Annotated in this window: 16 protein-coding genes; 9 read left to right on the plus strand and 7 right to left on the minus strand. The window is 64.2% G+C overall.

Translation table 11 applies throughout. The features are described 5' to 3' along the window. The first annotated feature begins 100 nt into the window (after positions 1-100). Together AC56LN_RS19650 and AC56LN_RS19655 are read left to right on the plus strand one after the other, a co-directional pair. On the plus strand, positions 101-2,068 hold the full coding sequence (locus tag AC56LN_RS19650) for a GAF domain-containing sensor histidine kinase (RefSeq protein ID WP_499574299.1): 1,968 nt from the start codon (positions 101-103) through the stop codon (positions 2,066-2,068). 84 nt (positions 2,069-2,152) lie between these two features. Continuing rightward, positions 2,153-3,097: a cation diffusion facilitator family transporter gene (locus AC56LN_RS19655; protein WP_499574302.1), complete on the plus strand. Its 945-nt coding sequence runs from the start codon at positions 2,153-2,155 to the stop codon at positions 3,095-3,097. Between the two features lie 25 nt (positions 3,098-3,122). On the opposite strand, the gene AC56LN_RS19660 is transcribed toward AC56LN_RS19655, so the two are convergent. Together AC56LN_RS19660 and AC56LN_RS19665 are read right to left on the minus strand one after the other, a co-directional pair. Continuing rightward, positions 3,123-4,628: a DUF3369 domain-containing protein gene (locus AC56LN_RS19660; protein ID WP_499574304.1), complete on the minus strand. Its 1,506-nt coding sequence runs from the start codon at positions 4,626-4,628 to the stop codon at positions 3,123-3,125. Between the two features lie 199 nt (positions 4,629-4,827). Further along, positions 4,828-5,565 (minus strand): DNA-formamidopyrimidine glycosylase family protein, encoded by a 738-nt coding sequence (locus AC56LN_RS19665; protein ID WP_499574306.1) that lies wholly within the window; start codon positions 5,563-5,565, stop codon positions 4,828-4,830. A gap of 165 nt (positions 5,566-5,730) precedes the next feature. On the opposite strand from AC56LN_RS19665, the gene AC56LN_RS19670 reads away from it, so the two are divergent. Continuing rightward, positions 5,731-6,225: a DUF3016 domain-containing protein gene (locus AC56LN_RS19670; RefSeq protein WP_499574308.1), complete on the plus strand. Its 495-nt coding sequence runs from the start codon at positions 5,731-5,733 to the stop codon at positions 6,223-6,225. A 56-nt stretch (positions 6,226-6,281) separates the two neighbouring features. On the opposite strand, the gene AC56LN_RS19675 is transcribed toward AC56LN_RS19670, so the two are convergent. From AC56LN_RS19675 to mepK, 4 genes are read right to left on the minus strand one after another with little or no spacing between them, the layout of a single operon-like run. Continuing rightward, positions 6,282-6,725: a thioesterase family protein gene (locus AC56LN_RS19675; protein ID WP_499574310.1), complete on the minus strand. Its 444-nt coding sequence runs from the start codon at positions 6,723-6,725 to the stop codon at positions 6,282-6,284. Between the two features lie 18 nt (positions 6,726-6,743). Next, positions 6,744-7,052, minus strand: a complete 309-nt coding sequence (locus tag AC56LN_RS19680) for a hypothetical protein (protein WP_499574312.1) — start codon at positions 7,050-7,052, stop codon at positions 6,744-6,746. Further along, entirely contained in the window at positions 7,049-7,831 is a 783-nt protein-coding gene (locus AC56LN_RS19685) for a hypothetical protein (RefSeq protein WP_499574314.1), read from the minus strand. Before AC56LN_RS19685 ends, AC56LN_RS19680 begins: the two co-directional genes overlap by 4 nt. Before the next feature lie 46 nt (positions 7,832-7,877). Then, positions 7,878-8,468 (minus strand): peptidoglycan L,D-endopeptidase MepK, encoded by a 591-nt coding sequence (gene mepK / locus AC56LN_RS19690; RefSeq protein ID WP_499574315.1) that lies wholly within the window; start codon positions 8,466-8,468, stop codon positions 7,878-7,880. A gap of 111 nt (positions 8,469-8,579) precedes the next feature. On the opposite strand from mepK, the gene AC56LN_RS19695 reads away from it, so the two are divergent. Together AC56LN_RS19695 and AC56LN_RS19700 are read left to right on the plus strand one after the other, a co-directional pair. Next, positions 8,580-9,743: a PQQ-dependent sugar dehydrogenase gene (locus tag AC56LN_RS19695; RefSeq protein WP_499574316.1), complete on the plus strand. Its 1,164-nt coding sequence runs from the start codon at positions 8,580-8,582 to the stop codon at positions 9,741-9,743. Between the two features lie 137 nt (positions 9,744-9,880). Further along, positions 9,881-12,658, plus strand: coding sequence for a M16 family metallopeptidase (locus AC56LN_RS19700; protein WP_499574317.1), 2,778 nt, complete (start codon positions 9,881-9,883; stop codon positions 12,656-12,658). A 68-nt stretch (positions 12,659-12,726) separates the two neighbouring features. On the opposite strand, the gene AC56LN_RS19705 is transcribed toward AC56LN_RS19700, so the two are convergent. Then, positions 12,727-13,713, minus strand: coding sequence for an LLM class flavin-dependent oxidoreductase (locus tag AC56LN_RS19705; protein WP_499574318.1), 987 nt, complete (start codon positions 13,711-13,713; stop codon positions 12,727-12,729). A gap of 83 nt (positions 13,714-13,796) precedes the next feature. Here AC56LN_RS19705 and AC56LN_RS19710 point away from each other — a divergent pair, with 83 nt between their 5' ends. The 4 genes from AC56LN_RS19710 (at position 13,797) to AC56LN_RS19725 (ending at position 20,102) form a co-directional block, all read left to right on the plus strand. Further along, entirely contained in the window at positions 13,797-14,939 is a 1,143-nt protein-coding gene (locus AC56LN_RS19710) for a serine hydrolase domain-containing protein (RefSeq protein ID WP_499574319.1), read from the plus strand. 167 nt (positions 14,940-15,106) lie between these two features. Next, positions 15,107-15,742: a hypothetical protein gene (locus AC56LN_RS19715; protein ID WP_499574320.1), complete on the plus strand. Its 636-nt coding sequence runs from the start codon at positions 15,107-15,109 to the stop codon at positions 15,740-15,742. Positions 15,743-15,953: 211 nt separating this feature from the next. Then, positions 15,954-17,333 carry an HD-GYP domain-containing protein gene (locus AC56LN_RS19720; RefSeq protein ID WP_499574321.1) on the plus strand — a complete coding sequence of 460 codons (1,380 nt, stop codon included), beginning with the start codon at positions 15,954-15,956 and terminating at the stop codon, positions 17,331-17,333. A gap of 135 nt (positions 17,334-17,468) precedes the next feature. Then, on the plus strand, positions 17,469-20,102 hold the full coding sequence (locus AC56LN_RS19725; RefSeq protein WP_499574322.1) for a TonB-dependent receptor: 2,634 nt from the start codon (positions 17,469-17,471) through the stop codon (positions 20,100-20,102). Positions 20,103-20,138 lie beyond the last annotated feature (36 nt).

Genomic DNA, 20,138 nt, shown 5'->3' on the forward strand with positions numbered 1-20,138 from the left:
AGCCACAATCGGGGCGCGGCAGGCTGCTGCGCCCGGTCCCAAGCTGCTACTATTTCCCCTGCGCATCTTTGGATGCATTCTGCGAACACACGGGGGAAGCATGGAACGTCTTGACCGGCTCGACCGGCTGGAAGCGGTGCAATCGATGTTGCTCGATATCGGGCAACTCTCGACCAGCTGCAGCGATATCACCGCATTCATCCGGGCCGTGCACGGCGCGCTGGGCCGCATCATGTACGCGGCCAACTTCTATGTGGCGCTGGCCGACCATGAAGACGGCACCGTGCGCTTTCCCTATTTTGTCGACGAAGCCGATGGCGCGCGCGATCCGCTCGAGCGCATCCGGCTGGCGTCGCCCGACCAGTCGCCAACGGCCTGGGTGCTGCTCAACCGCCAGACGCTGGTACTGACGGCAGCCGATTTCAACGAGCGTCACCGCAAGGCGGCCGGGCGCTGGGGCAATGGCAGCACGCCGGAGCATTTTGTCGCCTGTCCGCTGCTCGACCAGAACCACCAGGCGCTGGGCGCGATCGTCATCCAGAGCTACTCTGCCGACCAGACCTATAGCGTAGAAGACATTGCGCTGTTCGGGCTGATCGCAAACCACGTCTCCAACGCGCTGCAGGGCCTGCAAAGCATGGACCGGCTCGAGCGCGCGGTGTCGGCGCGTACGGCCGCGCTGGCGCACGAGGTGGCCGAGCGTCGCCGCGCCGAAAAGATCCAGCACGCGCTGTACGAGATCGCCGACCTGTCGGCGCAGGCGCTCGACACCGACCAGCTCAGCGCCAGCCTGCACCGCATCATCGGCGAGCTGATGGTGGCCGACAACTTCCTGATCGGGCTGTACCACGAGCGCACGCAAGAGATCAGCATCCCGTACTTCATCGACCAGAAGGACAGCGCGCCGCCGCTGCTGCGCTTCCCGTTTGGCAAGGCAATGTGTTCGTACATCCTGTCGACCAAGCAGGCGCAGTTGCACGACGTGGCCAGCTTCAGGGCGCTCGTTGCCGCCGGCGCCGTGGCCGAGCCGCTGGGCAGCACGGATATCGCGAGCTGGATGGGTGCACCGATGCTGGTCAACGACCAGCCGTACGGCGTGATCGTGGTGCAGAGCTACGACCCGGCGATCGTCTACAGCAAGGCCGACCTCGACCTGCTGGCGTTCATGGCCAGCCACGTGGCCGTGGCGATTGCGCGCATGCAGGCCGACCGCAGGATCCGCAAGACCAAGGAAGCGCTCGAGCAGCAGAACGCGGCGCTGAATGAGGCGCTGCACGCGCTGCAGGAGGCGCAGTCCGAACTGGTGCGGCAGGAAAAACTTGCTTCGCTCGGCCGCCTGGTGGCCGGCGTGGCGCACGAAATCAACACGCCGCTGGGCATCTGCGTGACGGCCACGAGCCATCTGGTGCAGGAACTGAAACTCACGCGCGAAGAACTGGCGGCGGACGAGATGACGGCAGAGAGCCTGGAGAGCTTCTTCGACATCGTCGACCAGTCGCTGCGCATCATGACCACCAACACCCAGCGCGCCGCGAACCTGGTGCGCAGCTTCAAGCAGGTGGCGGTGGACCAGTCGTCGGACGATATCCGCAGCTTCAGCCTGGGCGCGTACCTGAACGAGGTGCTCCTGTCGCTGCATCCGAAACTCAAGGGCCGTCCGGTGAAGGTCACGGTCGATTGCCCGCCCGACCTGATGCTCGACAGCTTCCCTGGGGCCGTGTCGCAGATCCTCACCAATATGGTCATGAATTCGCTGGTGCACGGCTTCGAGCACGAGCAGGCCGGCAACATCACGCTGCGCGCGGCGCTTGATGGCGATGGCTGGGTGGTGATGGACTACGCCGACGATGGCGCAGGGATGGATGCCGCCACGCTCGACAAATTGTTCGATCCGTTCTTTACCACGCGGCGCGGGACCGGCGGCAGCGGGCTGGGCGCGCACATCCTGTACAACCTGGTGACCGGCGCGCTGGGCGGGACGGTGCGGGCCACGAGCGCGCCGGGGCAGGGGCTGACCTATCACCTGCGCTTTCCCCGTTCGCAGCGCAAGGAAAAACTGGCGGCGTAGTGGCACGTTCGAGCGGGCACGTGCGTCGCCGTACAGATGCCGTGCTGAAGCTTCTTTACGCTGGGCTCCCCATTTGGAGAGTCCATGAACGAGAACAAGCAAGACGCGCCACGCCAGGGCTCGCAAAAAGTCATCTATGCGGCAATTGCCGCCAACCTGGGCATCGCGGTGGCCAAATTCATCGTCGCCGGCATCACCGGCAGTGCGGCGATGGTGGCCGAGGGCATCCACTCGGCCGTCGATACCGGCAATGAATTCCTGCTGCTGCTGGGTGAACGCCGCAGCGCCCGCGCACCCGACCGCAAGCATCCGTTCGGCTACGGCAAGTCGCTGTATTTCTGGGCGCTGATCGTTGCGCTGTCGGTGTTTTCGCTGGGCGGTGGATTATCGATCTACCATGGCGTCGCCGCGCTGCAGAACCCGCCACCACTGGAAGACCCGATGTGGAGCTACGTCGTGCTTGGCGTGGCTGCCCTGTTCGAAGGCTACAGCTGGAACGTGTCGCGCAAGGAACTCAATACAGCGCGCAAACCCGGTGCGACGCTGTGGCAAGCCGTCCGTGCAAGCAAGGATGCATCGGTCTTCACGATCTTCATCGAGGATTCCGCCGCGCTGCTGGGACTTGGCATTGCTGCAGCCGGCATCGCGCTGGGTCACTATTTCAACAATCCGTACATCGACCCGGCCGCCTCGATCGTGATCGGCCTGCTGCTGATCGGCGCTGCCTTCATGCTGGCGCGCGAGACCGGCGGCCTGCTCGTGGGCGAAGCGATCGATCACGAGGAACTGGCCGCCTTGAAGGCACTGTTCCTGCGCGAGCCGGCGCTCGACAGCGTGGCCAGCCTGCGCACGATGCAGCTGGGACCGGAAGAAGTGCTGCTGGCCGCGTCGGTCCAGTTTCGCCGGGGTCTGTCGATCGACAAGGTGGAGGCCGCGATCGGCCGCATCGAAACCGCGGTGGCAGCCGAACATCCGGTGATCCGTCAGATCTATTTCGATGCGTCGGCGCTGCGCGCTGCGTTCAAGTAATCGACAGGCGCATTGGGCGTGCAGCTCAGTCGGGCCACTTTTCGTTGATCGCCAGCGCCTTGTCCATATTCCGGATCAACAGATCGACATACACGGGGTCGAGGTGGTGCCCGGCCACCTCGCGCAGGTGTTCGGTCACTTTCGCGGCGGGCCATGCTTCCTTGTAGCAGCGCGCGTGGCTCAGTGCGTCGAACACGTCGGCCACCGCCACGATGCGCGCGTACGGGTGGATGTCGTGCCCGCGCAGCCCTTGCGGATAGCCGGTGCCATCGAATTTTTCATGGTGCTGGTGCGCGATCACCGCGGCCGCCTTCAGGATCGGGCGCTGCGAGCCGTCAAGGATCTGCAGCCCCACGGTCGGGTGCTGCTTCATGATGGCCCACTCGTCATCGGTCAGCTTGCCTGGCTTGAGCAGCACTGCATCGGGCGTGGCGATCTTGCCGATGTCGTGCATCGGCGCGGCGTGCATCAGCACTGCCGTCTCGTCTTCGGGCATGCCCGAGGCCTGGGCCAGCATGTAGCAGACCTGGGACATGCGGCGCACGTGGTTGCCCGCTTCGTGCGAGCGCGATTCAACGACGTCGCCCAGGCGCAGGATCAGCTCGGCCTGGGTATCGGTAATTTCCTGGTTCAGCAGGATGTTGTCGAACGCGATGGCCACGCCCGAGCAGAACACCTCCAGCATTTGCGCGTCGATATCCGAAATCTCGTCCACGCCCTTGAGCACCAGTAGCGACGCCTTGCCGCTGTTGTTCGGGAAGTAGCCGACATAGGTGTCGCCATGCAGGCGCGAGATGCGGTTGTGACGCGCGTCGTCCAGTTGCGCCACCAGTTCCGGGCCGATCTCGTCGCCCTCCATGTCGCCGATCTGGGCCAGCACTTCGTACTGGCTCTGGCCGGTGATCACGCTGGCCGCCTTCAGGCGCAGCAACATGCTCTGTTCCAGGCGCAGCAGCGCCACGACCTGCAGCAGCAGGCCGTTGGCGAAGTCCTTCAGGTTGCGTTGCTGGAAGATGTGGGCGGATGCGGCGATCACGCGTTCCAGGCCTTCGCGGTAGGTTTGCTGGACGCGGCGCGATTCCTCGACCTTCATGATGTCGCGGTAGGCACGCAGCGCCGCAAACGTCGTCGTAAACAGCTTGGTGCGATCGAGCTCGGTCTTTTCCTTGTAGTCGTTGATGTCGTAGTCGACGATCACGCGCTCTTCCGGCGCCTGGCCCGGCTGGCCGGTACGCAGCACGATGCGGGTGAACTGGTTGTCCAGGTCCTGGCGCATCCAGCGCGCCACTTCCAGACCGCTGTCTTCGCGCTCCATCACCACGTCCAGGAACACCAGGGCGATGTCCTTTTCGCGCGCCAGGATTTCCTTGGCCTCGGCGCCACTGTAGGCGTGCACGAACGACAGTGCCCGCCCGTCGAGGCGAAAGCGCGTCAGCGTCAGCTTGGTGATGTCGTGGATATCGGGTTCGTCGTCTACCAGCAATACTTTCCAGGGTGCGAGCTTGGGCGCAGCAGACGACAAGAAGGACATGGATGATTCCGATTCGTGGAGGAGGAGGCCAGGGTTATGCGAGCAGACTATTTTTTCACTACAAAAAGTAGCCCGGAGTCAAGCCAATTGTAGTACGCCCCATGAACCTTAACAACAAGCAATATTAAAATTGTGACCGGTGCGCGTAACATCTTCTCCATGCGTCGGTCACCTTGTTGCGGCGACGTGACAGGTGCGCTCAGGTATAGCGTTTCTGACAACGCTCGCAATAAAAGCTGCGGCGGTCCGATACGCCGAGCTTGGCCTTCATGAGCGGGATGTCGCAGCGCGGGCAGATTTTTTTGGCGTGCGCCAGCCAGTGCTCCTTGAGCGTGAACGCCTTTTTCCAGCCCAAAAAGTCAAAGCTGTACTGCCGCGCTTCGTCGACCAGGGCGCGCAACTTCGGCGCGGGCAGTGCGCCCACCGTCGACAGGGGATGGACCCGAATCCTGAACAGCACCTCGTTCTTGATGATATTGCCCACGCCCGAGAAGATGTCCTGGTCGAGCAGGGCGTCGCAGGCCAGCATGTCCGGCGCAGCGCGCAGCTTTTTGCGGGCCTTGACCGGGTCCCAGGCAGTGCCCATCACGTCGGCGCTGAAGTCGTAGGCGTCGAAGGTGGCGCGATCAAGCTCGCGGATCGCGCAGGCATAGAAGTTCATGACGCCACCGTCTTTCACGCCGATGGACAGGCGCGGTGGCTTGTCGCGGTCTTCGTCGATGCGATAGGTGCCGAACAGCAGAAAGTGGACGCGCAGGATGACGTCGGGCGTCTCGATCAGGAAGTGCTTGCCCCAGGTGTGCAGTCCGGTGATGTGCTGGCCCACCAGGCGCGCCGGGTCGAGTGTCTTGAGGTTGCCGCTGGCGCGCACGATCTCCTGCCCCACGAAGCGCGTGGTCTGTTCCTTCAGCATGTACAGCGTTGGACCTTCTGGCATGGTGACCTCCTTGCTGCATTCTCGACGGCACCGTCTTTTGGTCATGTTCGGGACCTAACATTTGGATACAAGTTCCAACGTTTCGAGACGAGCGGAACCGTGGGAAGCGGCGTATATTGGTAAGTGGATACTGCGTACATGACGCATCGAGAAGGAGCGCAAGCAATGACATCGACACTGATCAAAACCGCCCTGGCTGGCCTCTTCGCGCTGGCCGCCGGCGCCGCCTCGGCGGGCGTGACCGTCAATTACATCGAGTCCGACAAATTCGCCGACCTGCCGTTTGCCCCATGGGAGCGCAAACAGGTGCTGGAAGAACTGAGTACCTATTTCACCAAGCTTGGCGAAAAACTGCCTGCAGGGCAGGACCTCGCGATCGAGATCACGGACATCGATCTGGCCGGGCGCGAGTACCCGAACTTCAACAGCGGTCGCGACCTGCGCATCCTGAAAGGCACGGCCGACTGGCCGATCATCAACCTGCGTTATTCGCTGACGCAGAACGGGCAAGTGCTCAAGGGTGGCGATGCGCGCCTGGCCGACATGAACTACATGCAGCGCATTGGCCGCTTCAGCGACACCGACAGCCTGCGCGCCGAGAAGCGCATGATCGACGAGTGGTTCGATGAAACAATCATCGGCAAGAAGCGCGGCGGTTAAGGATTTGCTGGCTGCAAAGAACAACGGCGCCCCTCGGGGCGCCGTTTTGTTATGGGCTAGTCGACCCGGTTGACCCGCGGGAATCTGGCGCGAAAATCGTCCGGCATCGGGCATACCCGGCTCGCTGTGTAATTGAAAAATACAAAGCCGGTCTTGGCCATGGCAATCAGCGTTCCATCGCGCGGGCGCGTGATCCGGTAGATCAGGTCGCCGCCATACTTATTGAAGTCCATGACGCCGACGTCGAACAGCAGCTCGTCGCGGCGATACGCTTCGGCGCGGTAGATGGTGGCGAGGTCGGTCACGATGATGCCGTTGCCATCGAGTCCGGTCTCAGGCACGCCGAACTCGAACAGGAAGCGCGACCTGGCCTCGGACACCATCGCGATCATCGATTCGTTGCCGACGTGGTTGGCCGCGTTGATGTCAGTAGCGCGCACCGTGAGCACGGTCGAAAAGTAGAACTGGTCGTCGGGAAAGTCGAGTTGCAGACGGGGCATGTGTTGATCCTGGTTGGACTAAGGTGCCGGGGCAGGCGCGCGGGTGCGGGTTTTTGCGACGATGCCGGCCGGGTCGATCAGCACGACGAACTCGGCAAAGCGGCCGTCGCCTGCCGGTGACTGGTAGACCCAGGCTTCGAAACCGCTGTCGAAGCGTACATTCTTTGTCGGGCCGAATGCTGCCAGCAATTGCGCCTTCGTGGTCTGGCCGGCAACGACGGTCTGTCGCAGCCGCTCGGCCAGCACTTGTGCGCCGGGCGGCGCAGCATTCTGCGTGGCGCAGCCGGTCAAGAGCGCGGCGCACAGCAGCAGGCGTGCGGCGCTCATGGCGTCACCCCGCCTGGTTCGTCGACCATATACGTGAACTCGACGAGCGTATCGTCCGGCCAGCTCGCATCCCACAACGGCACGTAATAGGTGCGGTCGAGCAGCACCTGGCAATCGCAGAACGGCAGCATGTCCGGCGTCTGGTCGCCGCCCGCGTACAGCATCGAAAACGGCAGCGTTTCCACGCGCTCACCGGCGCGCAGCGTGACTGCAAAGATCGGCCGCTCGGCGAAGAACAGGTAATTGCCATCCGGGCTCGTACAGACACCTTCGGGCGAGTCGAGCGCATCCGAGATCCAACCGAACAGCGGCGAACTGTTGGAGACGAGGCCTGCCTCCTTGCCCACGCGGCATTCCAGGCGCAAATCGCCCAGGCGGCGCATGCCGGCCGGGACGCCCGGCGTTTCGATGCGCGCGCGCCAGGTCATGCTGGCCGTCTTGCGACTGGCGAGCACGGCGGCGTCTTCCTGCAAGGCTTGCCCGTTACGCGGCAGGACAAAGAAATTGTGCTCATCAACAGGAACGGGCACCGAGACAGTATCGCCCGCCACACGCAGCGTGATGCCGCGCATGTCGACGTTCGGCAGTCGCGGCAACAACTGGAAGCGCAGGGTCGCGTTCGGCGCAAAGGCGCGTTCGCGTTCGAAGCGTTCCATGCCGCGGATCATCTTGCGGTAGGACTTGTCGACCGGGTCGCGGGTGGACTTGACGGTGACGGTACTCTGGCCGGCAGCATGCGCCGGCAGGTTTGCGGCCGCAGCCATGAACAGGCCGCTCATGGCCAGTCCGGCAACGACACGGACGATGGACGACCGCATCAAGTGATTACCAATACCGCACGCGGCCGGTATCCATGTGGACGAACTGCGAGCTGGCGTAATAGCCGACGCCGCCGCCCTTGAGCGACATGGCCGCTTTTTGCAGGTTGCGCAGATCGGTGCCTGGCAGGCGGATGTCGATGGCCTTGCCTTCCATGTGCAGGCTGCGCTTGGCAACGCCGCCGCTGCCATGGCCACGCAGGAACGCATTCGATTCCGGCGCGCGGTAGCCCGAAATGATGTGCAATTCCTTGCTGTTGCCAAGCTTGCCATTGAGCTGGCCGAGCAGCAGCAACAGTTCGGGATCGATGTCCGCAATCTTGTTGGTACGGTGGTCCCGCAGCACCTTGTTGATGTCGCCCAGCGCATCAGGGATGAACTCGCCTTGCTCCCAGAACGTGCTCGTCAGCTTTTCACCGGTGTGCGTATTGTAGAAACGCAAACAGCAATCGCCGGTGGCAATCGATGAATTTTTGGCAAGAGTGGGAAGGCTGAGGGAGGATGCTGCGAGGAGGAGACCGCTTTTGAGGATGGTACGTCGTTGAATCATTGAAGGGAGTCCTTGCGCTGGTTCAGTGAGCAATCGATGATACGCCATTTGCCGCAATCGTGCAGACAATTTGCAGAAAATCGCGACATTTCAGCTACGATGTCAAGTATTTAACTGTTTTTGAGAGATTTGCTTATGCCGAGTACGGACGCAAAATTCATGCACAAAAACCGGGTTTTGCGCGTCACCCTGGCAGTCGCACTGGCCCAGCTGGCAGGCGCTGCACTGGCCCAGGAAGTCGCTCCCGTCGACAAGCCGCCACTGGCCAAAGGCTGGCAACTGGAAACGGTCGCCACTGGCGTGCCGCAGGGCTGGGGCATGGCCTGGCTGCCCGATGGCCGCATGCTCGTCACGGGCAAGGGCGGCACGCTGCATATGCTCAATGGCAAAACGTTCCAGCGCGTGAAGATGGATCCGCTGCCGAACCTGTTTACGGGCGGGCAGGGTGGCCTGCTCGACATCGCGGTGCACCCCGGCGACAAGACCAATCCCCGCATCTACATGACGATCGCCAGCGGCACCGATGCCAGGAACCGCACGGCGCTGGTGATGGGCACGTTCGATGGCAAGCGCGTCACCGGCATCAGGACAGTGTTCTCCGTCAGGCAAGCCAAGAACGGTGGCCAGCACTTCGGTTCGCGCATCCTGTTCTTGCCCGATACTACGCTGTTGATGAGCATTGGCGATGGCGGCAACACACCGCAGCGCGTGGGCACGATGCTCGCCCGCGACCAGGCGCAGAACCTGGCCACGCACCAGGGCAAGATCCTGCACCTGACCGACGCCGGCAAGCCGGTCGGCACCGGCGCGGACGAAGCGCAGCCGAATCGTCTGGCCGAAATCCACAGCCATGGCCACCGCAACGTGCAGGGCCTGGCGCTCGATCCGACAACCGGGCGAGTCTGGGCCAGCGAGCACGGATCGCGCGGCGGCGACGAGATCAACCTGATCGAAGCGGGCAACAACTACGGCTGGCCGCTGCAGAGCTACACGCTGGATTATTCGACCAGAGAGCCGATCGGCAAGAAGGTCGTGCCGGGCACCGTGCAGCCGATCGTTGTCTGGACCCCGTCGCCGGCGCCGTCGGGCCTGGCCTTCTACACCGGCAAGGCATTCCCGCAGTGGCAGGGCAGCCTGTTCAGCGGCAGCCTGGCCGGCAAGGACGTGCGCCGCGTGCAGCTTGACGCTGCCGGCAAGGTCACGGCGCAAGAGCTGATCCCGGTCGGCCAGCGTGTGCGCGACGTGCGCCAGGGGCCGGATGGCCAACTGTACGTGCTGACCGATGAAGCCAGGAGCACGCTGCTGCGGATCGTGCCCAAGTAACACCATGCACCATGCGTGGCGCGCGATGCGCTGCGCATGGGTTGTCGCTCCGCGAGACATGCATACGCTGTTTTGTTTGTTGACCAACTGAAACGTGCCTAGAATGGTTCTTTCCCGACCCATTCAGGAGGCGCAGCATGGCAATTCCCGTTCGTCGCATCACCCACCTCGCGGCAGCACTTGCGCTGATCTTCGGCGCCTCCGCGCTGCAAGCCGCGCCTGCCGCCTCGGCCACCGCTGCCAGCACGCCCGACATCCCGATCCCGGACATCAAGTACACCAAGTTCACGCTGAAGAACGGCTTGACCGTGCTGGTGCACGAAGACCGCAAGAGACCGGTGGTGGCCGTCAACACCTGGTACCACGTCGGTTCGAAGAACGAGAAGCCGGGCAAGACCGGCTTTGCCCACCTGTTCGAACACCTGATGTTCAGCGGCAGCGACAACTTCAAGAAAACCTACCTGAATGCGATGGAGCAGGTCGGCGCCACTGACCTGAACGGCACCACCAGCCAGGACCGCACGAACTACTTCCAGAACGTGCCGACCTCGATGCTCGACTACGCGCTGTTCGCCGAGAGCGACCGCATGGGTTACCTGCTGGGCACGGTCGACAAGACGAAACTCGATATCCAGCGCGGCGTCGTGCAGAACGAAAAACGCCAGGGCGAGAACCAGCCCTACGGCATCGCCTACGAGCTGCTGGTGGAAAACACCTATCCGGTTGGCCACCCGTATTCCTGGACCGTGATCGGCAAGATGGCCGACCTTGATGCCGCCTCGATGACCGATGTGCAGGACTGGTTCAAGCAGAACTACGGCCCGAACAACACGGTGCTGGTGCTGTCAGGTGACATCTCGCCGGAAGAAGCACGCAAGAAGGTCGAGCAATACTATGGTGCGATTCCACCGGGCCCGCCATTGGCCAAGCACGATGCCTGGATCGCCAAGCGCACCGGCACGCACCGCACGCTGGCGCAGGACCGCGTACCGCAAACGCGCATCTACCGCACCTGGAACGTGCCAGGCGCGCACACGCCGGAAGAAGCGCTGCTCGACCTGGGCGCGCGCGTGCTGGGCGGCGGCAAGACGTCGCGCCTGTACAAGCGCCTGGTCTACAAGGACCAGCTGGCCACCAGCGCCACGGCAAGCGACGATTCGTCGGAAATCGGCGGCCAGTTCGACCTGACGCTGACGGCCCGCCCCGGCGCCGACGTCAAGAAGATGGAACAGGCTGCCGACGACGAATTGCGCGCGCTGATGAAAACCGGCCCGACGGACGCCGAGCTGCGCCTGGCCAAAACCACGATCCTGGCGCAGTACACGCGCATGATCGAGCGCGTCGGCGGCTTTGGCGGCAAGAGTGACCTCTTGGCCTCGTGCCAGACCTTCACCGGCAATCCGGACTGCTACAAGGTCTATCTGCAGCGCATCAAGGAGGCCACGCCGGCCACGGTGAAAAAGGCGATGAACGACTGGCTCAGCGACGGCGACTACGTGCTGCAGATCGATCCGTTCCCGACCGGCCTGGCCGCCACCGACACGCAGCTCGATCGCAGCAAGGAACCGGTCGCCGGCAAGGCGATGTCGCTCAAATTGCCGCCGATGCAGCGCATTACGTTGACCAACGGCCTGAAGGTGGTGCTGGCCGAGCGCCATGAAGCGCCGGTCGTCAACCTGCAGATGATGGTCGACAGCGGTTATTCGGCCGACAGCGCCGCCCTGCCGGGCGTGGCCAGCCTCACGCTGCGCATGCTCGAAGAAGGCACGGCCACGCGCAAGTCGCTCGAGATCGGCGAAGAACTCGAACGCCTTGGCGCGACCTTCGGCGCCAGCATCAATCTGGATGGCGCCTTTGTCGGCATGAATGCGCTCAAGGCGACACTGCCGCAGGCACTCGGCCTGTACGCGGACCTGGTGCGCAATCCGGCGTTCCCGCAGAACGAGTTCGCGCGCCTGCAGAAAGACCGCCTGGCCGCGATCGCGCGCGAGAAAGTCGATCCGCAGGGCATCGCGCTGCGTGTCGTGCCGGCCCTGATGTATGGCCAGGGCCACGTGTATGCGCGTACCGCCAACGGTACCGAGGACGCCGTGGGCCGCATGACCCGGAACGACCTGGCCAGTTTCCACGCGACCTGGTTCAAGCCGAACAACGCGACGCTGCTGGTCGTGGGCGACACGACGCTGGCCGAGATCACGCCGATGCTCGAAAAAGCATTCGGCGGCTGGAAGGGCGGCGCGGTGCCGAAGAAAGTGATCGCCACCGTGCCCGCGCCAGGCAAGCCGCTCGTGTACCTGATCGACCGCCCGGGCGCGCTGCAAAGCGTGATCGTCGGCGCGCAACTGGCGCCGCCGCGCAACAGCCCCGAGTCGCTGCCGCTGGAAATCGTCAACGACGTGTTCGGCGGCACCTTCAGCTCGCGCATCAACATGAACCTGCGCGAAGACAAGCACTGGTCGTATGGCGTGCGCAGCCTGGTGCAGCCGGCCGTCGGCCAGCGTACGTTCATGAGCATCTCGCCGGTGCAGACCGACAGGACCGGCGACGCGCTCAAGGAACTGGTGCGCGAATACAAGGGCGTGGCGGGTGAGCGCCAGATCACGGGCGCCGAGCTGAAATTCGCGCAGGACAACCGCACGCTGCGCCTGCCGGGCAGCTTCGAGACGGCCGGCCAGCTGGGCGGCGCCTACACGACCATCGTGCAGTACGGCCTGCCGGACGACTACTACAACACCTACACCGAGAAGGCGCTGGCGCTCACGCCCGAGCAGGCCAATGCGCTGGCCGCGCGCAGCTTCCTGACCGATCGCCTGGTGTGGGTCGTGGTGGGGGACATGAGCAAGGTGGAGAAGGACGTGCGCGCGCTGAACTTGGGCGAGGTGCGCCGCATTGATGCGGATGGCAAGCCGTTGTAATCACGTGGTACGAACGTAAAAAAGCCCACCCGGCATGCGCCGGGTGGGCTTTTTTTACGTCTCAACAATCAGCTGTTGCGCCGGATGTCGGCCGTGATCTCGTACGCATGCAGGCGCGCTGCATGATCGTAGATCTGCGACGTGATCATCATCTCGTCCGGCTTGGTCTTGTCGATGAACGCGTGCAGCTGGGCGGCCACGGTGTCGCGCGAACCGATGGCCGAGCAGGCCAGCACGCTGTCGAGCATCATGCGCTCGGGCATGTCCAGCGCTTCCAGGTAACCGCTGACCGGCGGCTTGAGTTTGCCCGGATTGCCCGTGCGCAGCGCGACGAACGCTTGCTGCATCGAGGTGGCCAGCAGATGCGCTTCTTCGTCGGTATCGGCCGCGAACACATTGAAACCGAGCATCACGTACGGCTCGGCCAGTTGCGCCGATGGACGGAAGTTGCTGCGGTACATGTCGATTGCCTGCATCATCATCTGCGGCGCGAAGTGCGACGCAAACGCATACGGCAGGCCGAGATGCGCCGCCAGTTGCGCGCCGAACAGGCTGGAACCGAGAATCCACAGCGGCACGTCCAGGCCTGCGCCCGGCACGGCCAGCACCTGCCGGCGGCTCGAGCCGGCGAAGTAATCCATCAGTTCCACGACGTCCTGCGGGAACTCGTCGGCATCCGACGCCAGGTTGCGGCGCAGCGCGCGCGCCGTGGTATGGTCGGAGCCAGGCGCCCGGCCCAAGCCGAGGTCGATCCGGCCCGGATGGAGCGACGCGAGCGTGCCGAATTGTTCGGCGATCACGAGCGGTGCATGATTTGGCAGCATGATGCCGCCGGCGCCCACGCGGATTGTGGACGTGCCGGCCGCCACATGGGCGATCAGGACCGCAGTTGCGGCGCTCGCAATGCCCGGCATGCCGTGGTGTTCGGCGAGCCAGTAACGGTTGTAACCCCAGCGTTCGCCGTGCTGCGCGAGGTCCAGGGAGCTTTTGAAGGAAGTTGCCGCATCGCTGCCTTGCACGATCGGCGAGAGGTCGAGTATCGATAAAGGGATCATGGAACAATGATACGCCGATGCGAAAAAACGCGTGCGAGGGTCCCCAAAACGGCACTGGCCGCTTGTCAAGCTATCATGTCGCCATGAGCGCGCAAAATAGCTTTAACGGGTATCATCTGGCCGCAATCGATGCTGCCATCGACGCTGCCGTCGCGGCCCGGTCGCTGCCCGGCGCGGTGTACCGGCTGGAACGGGGTATCGCATGTGCCGAGCGCGCGTATGGCCGTCTCGACTTTGGGCCGGATGCCGCGCCCGTCACCGGCGACACCGTGTTCGACGTTGCATCGCTGACAAAGGTGCTGGTCACGGCGCCGGCGATCCTGCTGCTGCACGAAGCCGGCCAGATCGACCTCGACGCCCCGTTGCTGCGCTACCTTCCCGAGTGCGCGGGCGGCGGCAAGGATGCGATCACGGTGCGTCAATTGCTCACGCACACGTCGGGCTTGCGGGCCGGCCTGCCAGCAAGTCCGGCGTGGCAGGGCAGGGAAGCGGCGCTGCTGCTGGCTTCGCTCGAACGCGTGACGCATCTGCCGGGCAGTGTATTTCGCTATTCCGACATCAACTACATCCTGCTTGGCGTGGTGATCGAACGCGTGGCCGGCGTGCCGCTGGACGCGTTTGCCTGGCAGCGCATCTTTGCGCCGCTGCGCATGTGGGACACCGGCTATCGGCCGCTGGCGCGCTGCGACGGGCGGACGATCGCACCCACCCAGCGTGGCGCGGCGGATGTCGAGGCAAGCATGTCCAGCGCGCAGCGCGATCTGGCCCCGGGCGCCGTGCTGCAAGGCCATGTTCACGATCCGACAGTACGCAGGATGGGTGGCGTGGCCGGCTCGGCCGGTGTGTTCTCGACCGCGCGGGATGTCGCGCGCTTTGCCCGCATGCTGCTTGCCGGCGGGGAGCTCGATGGCGTGCGTGTGCTGCACGCCGACAGCGTGCGCCTGCTGAGCACTGCGCAGTCGCCACCGGGTATCGCGGCACTGCGCGGCATGGGGATGGACATCGATTCGCCGTTCGCGCGTCGGCCGCGCGGCAGGCATTACCAGGTCGGCAGCTACGGCCACACGGGATTTACCGGCTGCATTTTATGGGTCGATCCGCAGACGCGCAGCTTCTATGTGTTCCTGTCCAACCGGGTGTATCCAGACGACCGCAACAGCATCCTGCCACTCTACGACGAGCTCGGGACACTGTCGGCCGTTGCAGCATTGTCAGCTCAACAATAAACAAAAAAATGGCGGCATTTGGCGGCAAATTGCGCGCTGTTGGGCGACGATTTAATATTTCCGAGCGGTATTGTGCGCGCCCATATTGACGGTGCCCGTACACTCGATTCATGACTTGACGCAATCATGTGTCGGGCACGCGATACAAAACAATTGAGGAGAACACCATGAACAAGCTACTCAAAGGAATGATCGGCGCATCGCTGACGGTCGCCATGCTGGGCGCCACTGCGGTCCACGCACAAACGGGCACGACGGCAGGCGCCACGGGCCGTACCGGTACTGCAACGGGCACCGGCATGGCAGGCACCTCGGGCCAGGTCGGTAGCCAGACCGGTAGCAGCATGCAGGATGCAACGGGCCGCTCGTCGATGAGCGCCACCGGCACCAGCACGATGACGCCGCAAACCGACCGCCGCAGCAGCACCACGCCGATGACCGGCACCACCGGCTCGGCAGGCGTCGTCGACAGCCGTGCAGGCACGGTCGGTACCACGGGCCGTACCGGCACCAGCGGCACCACGGGCGTGACCGGCAGCACCAGCAGCTCGATGGGTAACAGCGGGATGACCGGCACCACCGGCAGTGCTACCGGTACCAGCGGCACCACCGGCGTGACCGGCAGCACCAGCGGCGCTACGGGCACCACCGGCATGACCGGTACGATGAATAACGGCACGACCGGCGTGACCGGCAGCACCAGCGGCGCTGCAGGCACCGGCACCACGGGCACCACCGGCAACGGTACTGCCACGGGTACCACCGGAACGGGCACCACCGGCACCACCGGCCGCGGTTATTGATAGCACAAGCAATGCGTCAGCACTAAGGGTGGCTTAGCCGCCACCAGCACAACACCGGCCTCGCGCCGGTGTTGTCGTATGCGGCGTACCAACCGCGTACGACGATCATCTGTGGTATCCGCGCCGCATCGGTTGTCAATATTATGGTCGTGGTGATTTTCCACGGATGTTGTGGCGTACCATTCATAATTATTGCCATACGGAACTAATTATGATGCACCCCGACGCGCCGCACGAGATGCTGGCCCCGAGCGCCATGAAGCTCTCCGAGCTGATCGGCGCGCTGAGCTATGCGCTCGACATTACCGAAGGCCAGCCTGCTGGCCACTGCGTGCGCTGCTGCTGGATCGGGATGCATATCGGTCGCGTCGCCGGCCTGGATGACAACCAACTGTGGGAGCTGTATTACACGCTGCTGCTCAAGGACCTTGGCTGCAGCAGCAATGCGGCCCGCATCTGCGAGCTGTATATGACTGACGATCTCGACTTCAAGCGCAGTTTCAAGACGGTAGGCGACAGCCTGCCGCAGGTGCTCGGGTTCGTGCTCAAGCATACCGGCCTGAAAGCCGGACTGGCCGAGCGGTTCCGCAGCGTCATGACGATCCTGCGCGACGGTCCCGAGATTGCACAGGGCCTGATCGCCACCCGCTGCCAGCGCGGCGCCGACATCGCGCGCCTGCTGCGCTTCCCCGAAGGCGTGGCCGAAGGCATCTATTCGCTCGACGAACATGTCAACGGCAAGGGCAAGCCGGCCCAGCTCGTGGGTGATGCGATCCCGATTTATGCGCGCATTGCGCTGCTGGCGCAGGTGATCGACGTGTTCCACACCGATGGCGGACGCGAGGCTGCGCTGCGCGAAGCCACCGCGCGCGCCGGCAGCTGGTTCGATCCGGTGCTGGTGGCAGCGTTCGAACAGGTCGCGCTGGACGACGCGTTCTGGCGCAAGCTCGCCGCGCCGGACCTGGACCGCGCCGTGTTCGCCCTCGAGCCGGCTGGCCACGAAGTCGCGCTCGACGAAGACTACCTCGATGACATCGCCACCGCCTTCGGCCAGGTCGTCGACGCCAAGAGTCCGTACACGAGCGGCCACAGCGCGCGCGTGGCGCTGTACACCGACATGATCGGCGAGGCGCTCGGGTTGTCGGCGCAGCGCCGCCGCTGGCTCAAGCGTGGCGCGCTGCTGCACGACGTCGGCAAGCTGGGCGTGAGCAACAGCGTGCTCGACAAAGCCGGCTCGCTCGACCGCGACGAATGGAGCGCCGTGCGCCAGCATGCCGAGTACACCGAAACCATTCTGGGCCGCATCGCGGCGTTCGCCGAACTGGCGTCGATTGCCGGCGCCCACCACGAGCGGCTCGACGGCAATGGCTACCCGCGCGGCCTGCATGCGGACGACATCCGGCTCGAAACGCGCATCATCACCACCGCCGACATTTTCGACGCCATCACCGCCGAGCGCCCGTACCGCGGCGCGATCCCGATCCCGCAGGCACTCGAGATGATGGAAAAGACCGTGGGCACCGCGCTCGACCCGGCCTGCTTCGATGCGCTCAAGCGCGGGCTGGCGCTGGTGCCGTTCCCGGCGCCCTGAATCTGCTGCCACATTCATATGTCAGTGTGATGAATTCCTCTTCCGGATAGCAAGATTTGACAAACACGGCATCCCGGATGCCACCACAATGCGCTCTCTAACACCCGATAGCCAACCTGGTTTTTTGGAGCGCACATGAATGAGTTGAAGGCACGGCAGTATCAGCGGACCGCGATCGCAGCGGCGGTGGCAATCCTGGCGGTGAGCGGGGCAGGCGCGCAGGAAGCGCCGGTGCTGGCGCCGCAGACCGTGGTGGTGACGGGCGTGCGTGCTGCGCTCGAACAGTCGCTGCGCCAGAAGCGCGACAGCGACGCCGTCGTCGAGGTGGTCACTGCGGAAGACATCGGCAAGATGCCCGATAAAAACGTGGCCGACGCCATCTCCCGCCTGCCCGGCGTGAACACGCAGTCGTCCGCCGGTGGCGAAGGCGGCTTCGGCGAAAACGACCGCGTCAGCCTGCGCGGCACCAGCCCGAGCCTGCAACAGACGCTGTTCAACGGCCACGCGATCAGCACCGGCGACTGGTTCGTGCTGAACCAGATCGGCGGCAATGTCGGCCGCTCGAGCAGCTTCTCGCTGCTGCCGTCCGAGCTGGTCGGCTCGATCGTGGTCCAGAAAAGCCCGACCGCCGACCTGGTCGAAGGCGGCGTTTCCGGCGCCATCAACGTCATCACGCGCCGCCCGCTCGACTTCCGCCAGCAACTGACCGTCGAAGGTTCGGTGCAGGCCAACTACAACGACTTGTCCGGCGAGACCAAGCCGCATCTGTCGGGCCTCGTGAACTGGAAGAACGCCGCCAACACGGCCGGCATCCTGATCCAGGGATTCTCCGAGAAATCATCCGTGCGGCGCGATGGCCAGGAAATCCTCGGCTACACCCCGATCAGTGCGACCAGTGCCGCGGCGATCGCGAATCCGGCGCTGGCCGGCGTGGTCGTGCCGACCTTCATCGGCGCCGCGCTGTTCGAGCAGGAGAAGAAGCGCGAAGGCGGCGCCTTCGATATCGAAGTGCGCCCGAACCGCGACCTGACGCTGGACTTCAATGGCTTTTATTCGAAGCTCGAAGCGCCGCACCAGAACACCAACTGGTTGGCCGCGCCAGCCAACTCGATCAATAGCCTGAACCTGATTCCCATCAATCCGGTCGTGCGCAACAACACGCTGGTGGCTGCCGGATTCACCCGCAATGCGGGTGAGGTCGACAATATCTATCGTCCGGATGCGGGCGGCGAATCGTGGTACCTCGACCTGAACGGCAAGTGGCGCGTCAACGAGCGCTTCTCGCTGTCGGGCAAGCTGGGCAAGACCCGCGGCGTGGGCTGGGACCGCGACGACGTCTACTACCAGAACAATGTCGACGGCGGCATGGTGTATGGCTTGAACGGCCTGTCGCCGGCCTCGGTCAGCTACCCCGGCGGCAACACGGTCTCGCCCGGCTCGACCGCGTGGGCCGGCGGCGGCGAATCGCAATCGGTGGACAAGGAACAGTACGCACAGCTCGACGGCGAGCTGCGCCTGGACAATCCGACCTTCCAGGCGGTGCGCTTTGGCGCGCGCTGGACCGATCACCAGCGCACTGCCGAGCATCCGCTCGAAACCCGCCCCGGCCCGCTGGGCTTTTCCAATCCCGGTCCGGCCTGGAACGGCCAGCTGTACCCGAGCGACTTCGGCAATGACCTGGGCGGCAATGTCGCATCGAACTACTTCAAGTACGACGGCGCGGCGCTGGGCGCCTGGGGCGCGATTCCCGGCAACCGCCTGCTCGACTACGTGCTGCGCCATAACTGGATGAACGAATTCGAAGTGGGCGAGAAGACGGCCGCGCTGTACGGCATGGTCGACTTCGGCGGCGATGGCTGGAGCGGCAATGTCGGCCTGCGCGCCGTCGAGACGCGCCAGAACACGATCGTCAACCTGCCGGGCGGCCCGGCGCCGATCACCGGTTCCGCCTTCGGCGCCTACACGCCGACGACGTTCAAGCGCACCTACCGCGACTACCTGCCAAGCGCCAACCTGAAGTACAACGTGACGCCCGACCTGGTGCTGCGCACGGCGCTGGCCAAGACCATCGCGCGCCCCGACTACAGCGCGCTGGGCGGCTCGGTGTCGCTCAACGACGACGCGCTGAGCGGCAACGGCGGCAACGTCAATCTGGAACCGGTGCGCTCGACCAACTTCGACATCGGCGCCGAGTGGTATTACGCGCCGAAAGCGCTGCTCTCGGCGGGCCTGTTCTACATGGACCTGCGCTCGATCGTGGCGCAGGGCACGTCGACCGGCACCTACTACAACAACAAGCGCAGCACGCTGACCGAGTACCAGATCACGTCGCCGTACAACACGAGCGGGCGCAATCGCGGCGTGGAGCTGAGCTGGCAGCAACCGGTGGCGCGTGACTTTGGTTTCCTGGTCAACTACACGTTCGCCGACGGTGAACTCGACGATGGCGGTGAACTGATCAACTCGTCGCGCAACACCTACAACGTGACCGGCTACTTCGAGAACGAACGCTTCTCGGCGCGCCTGGCCTACAACTGGCGCTCGAAGTACAAGGCCGGCGTGGACCGTGGCGCGAGCCAGCACGTGGACGACATGCCGTCGCTGGCGGGCTCGATCAACGTCAAGCTGAGCGAACGCTTCACGCTCACGTTCGATGCGCTCAATCTCACCAACGAGACCATCAAGATGTACGCCGAAAACGAGGACCGGCCACGCGCCTTCTACTCGAACGGCCGTACCTTCTACCTCGGCCTGCGCGGCAAGCTGTAATCAGCCCAGGGGCGGCTTTGGCCGCCCCGCCTTCAA

This window comes from Telluria sp. ZT3P26, from assembly GCF_059686035.1.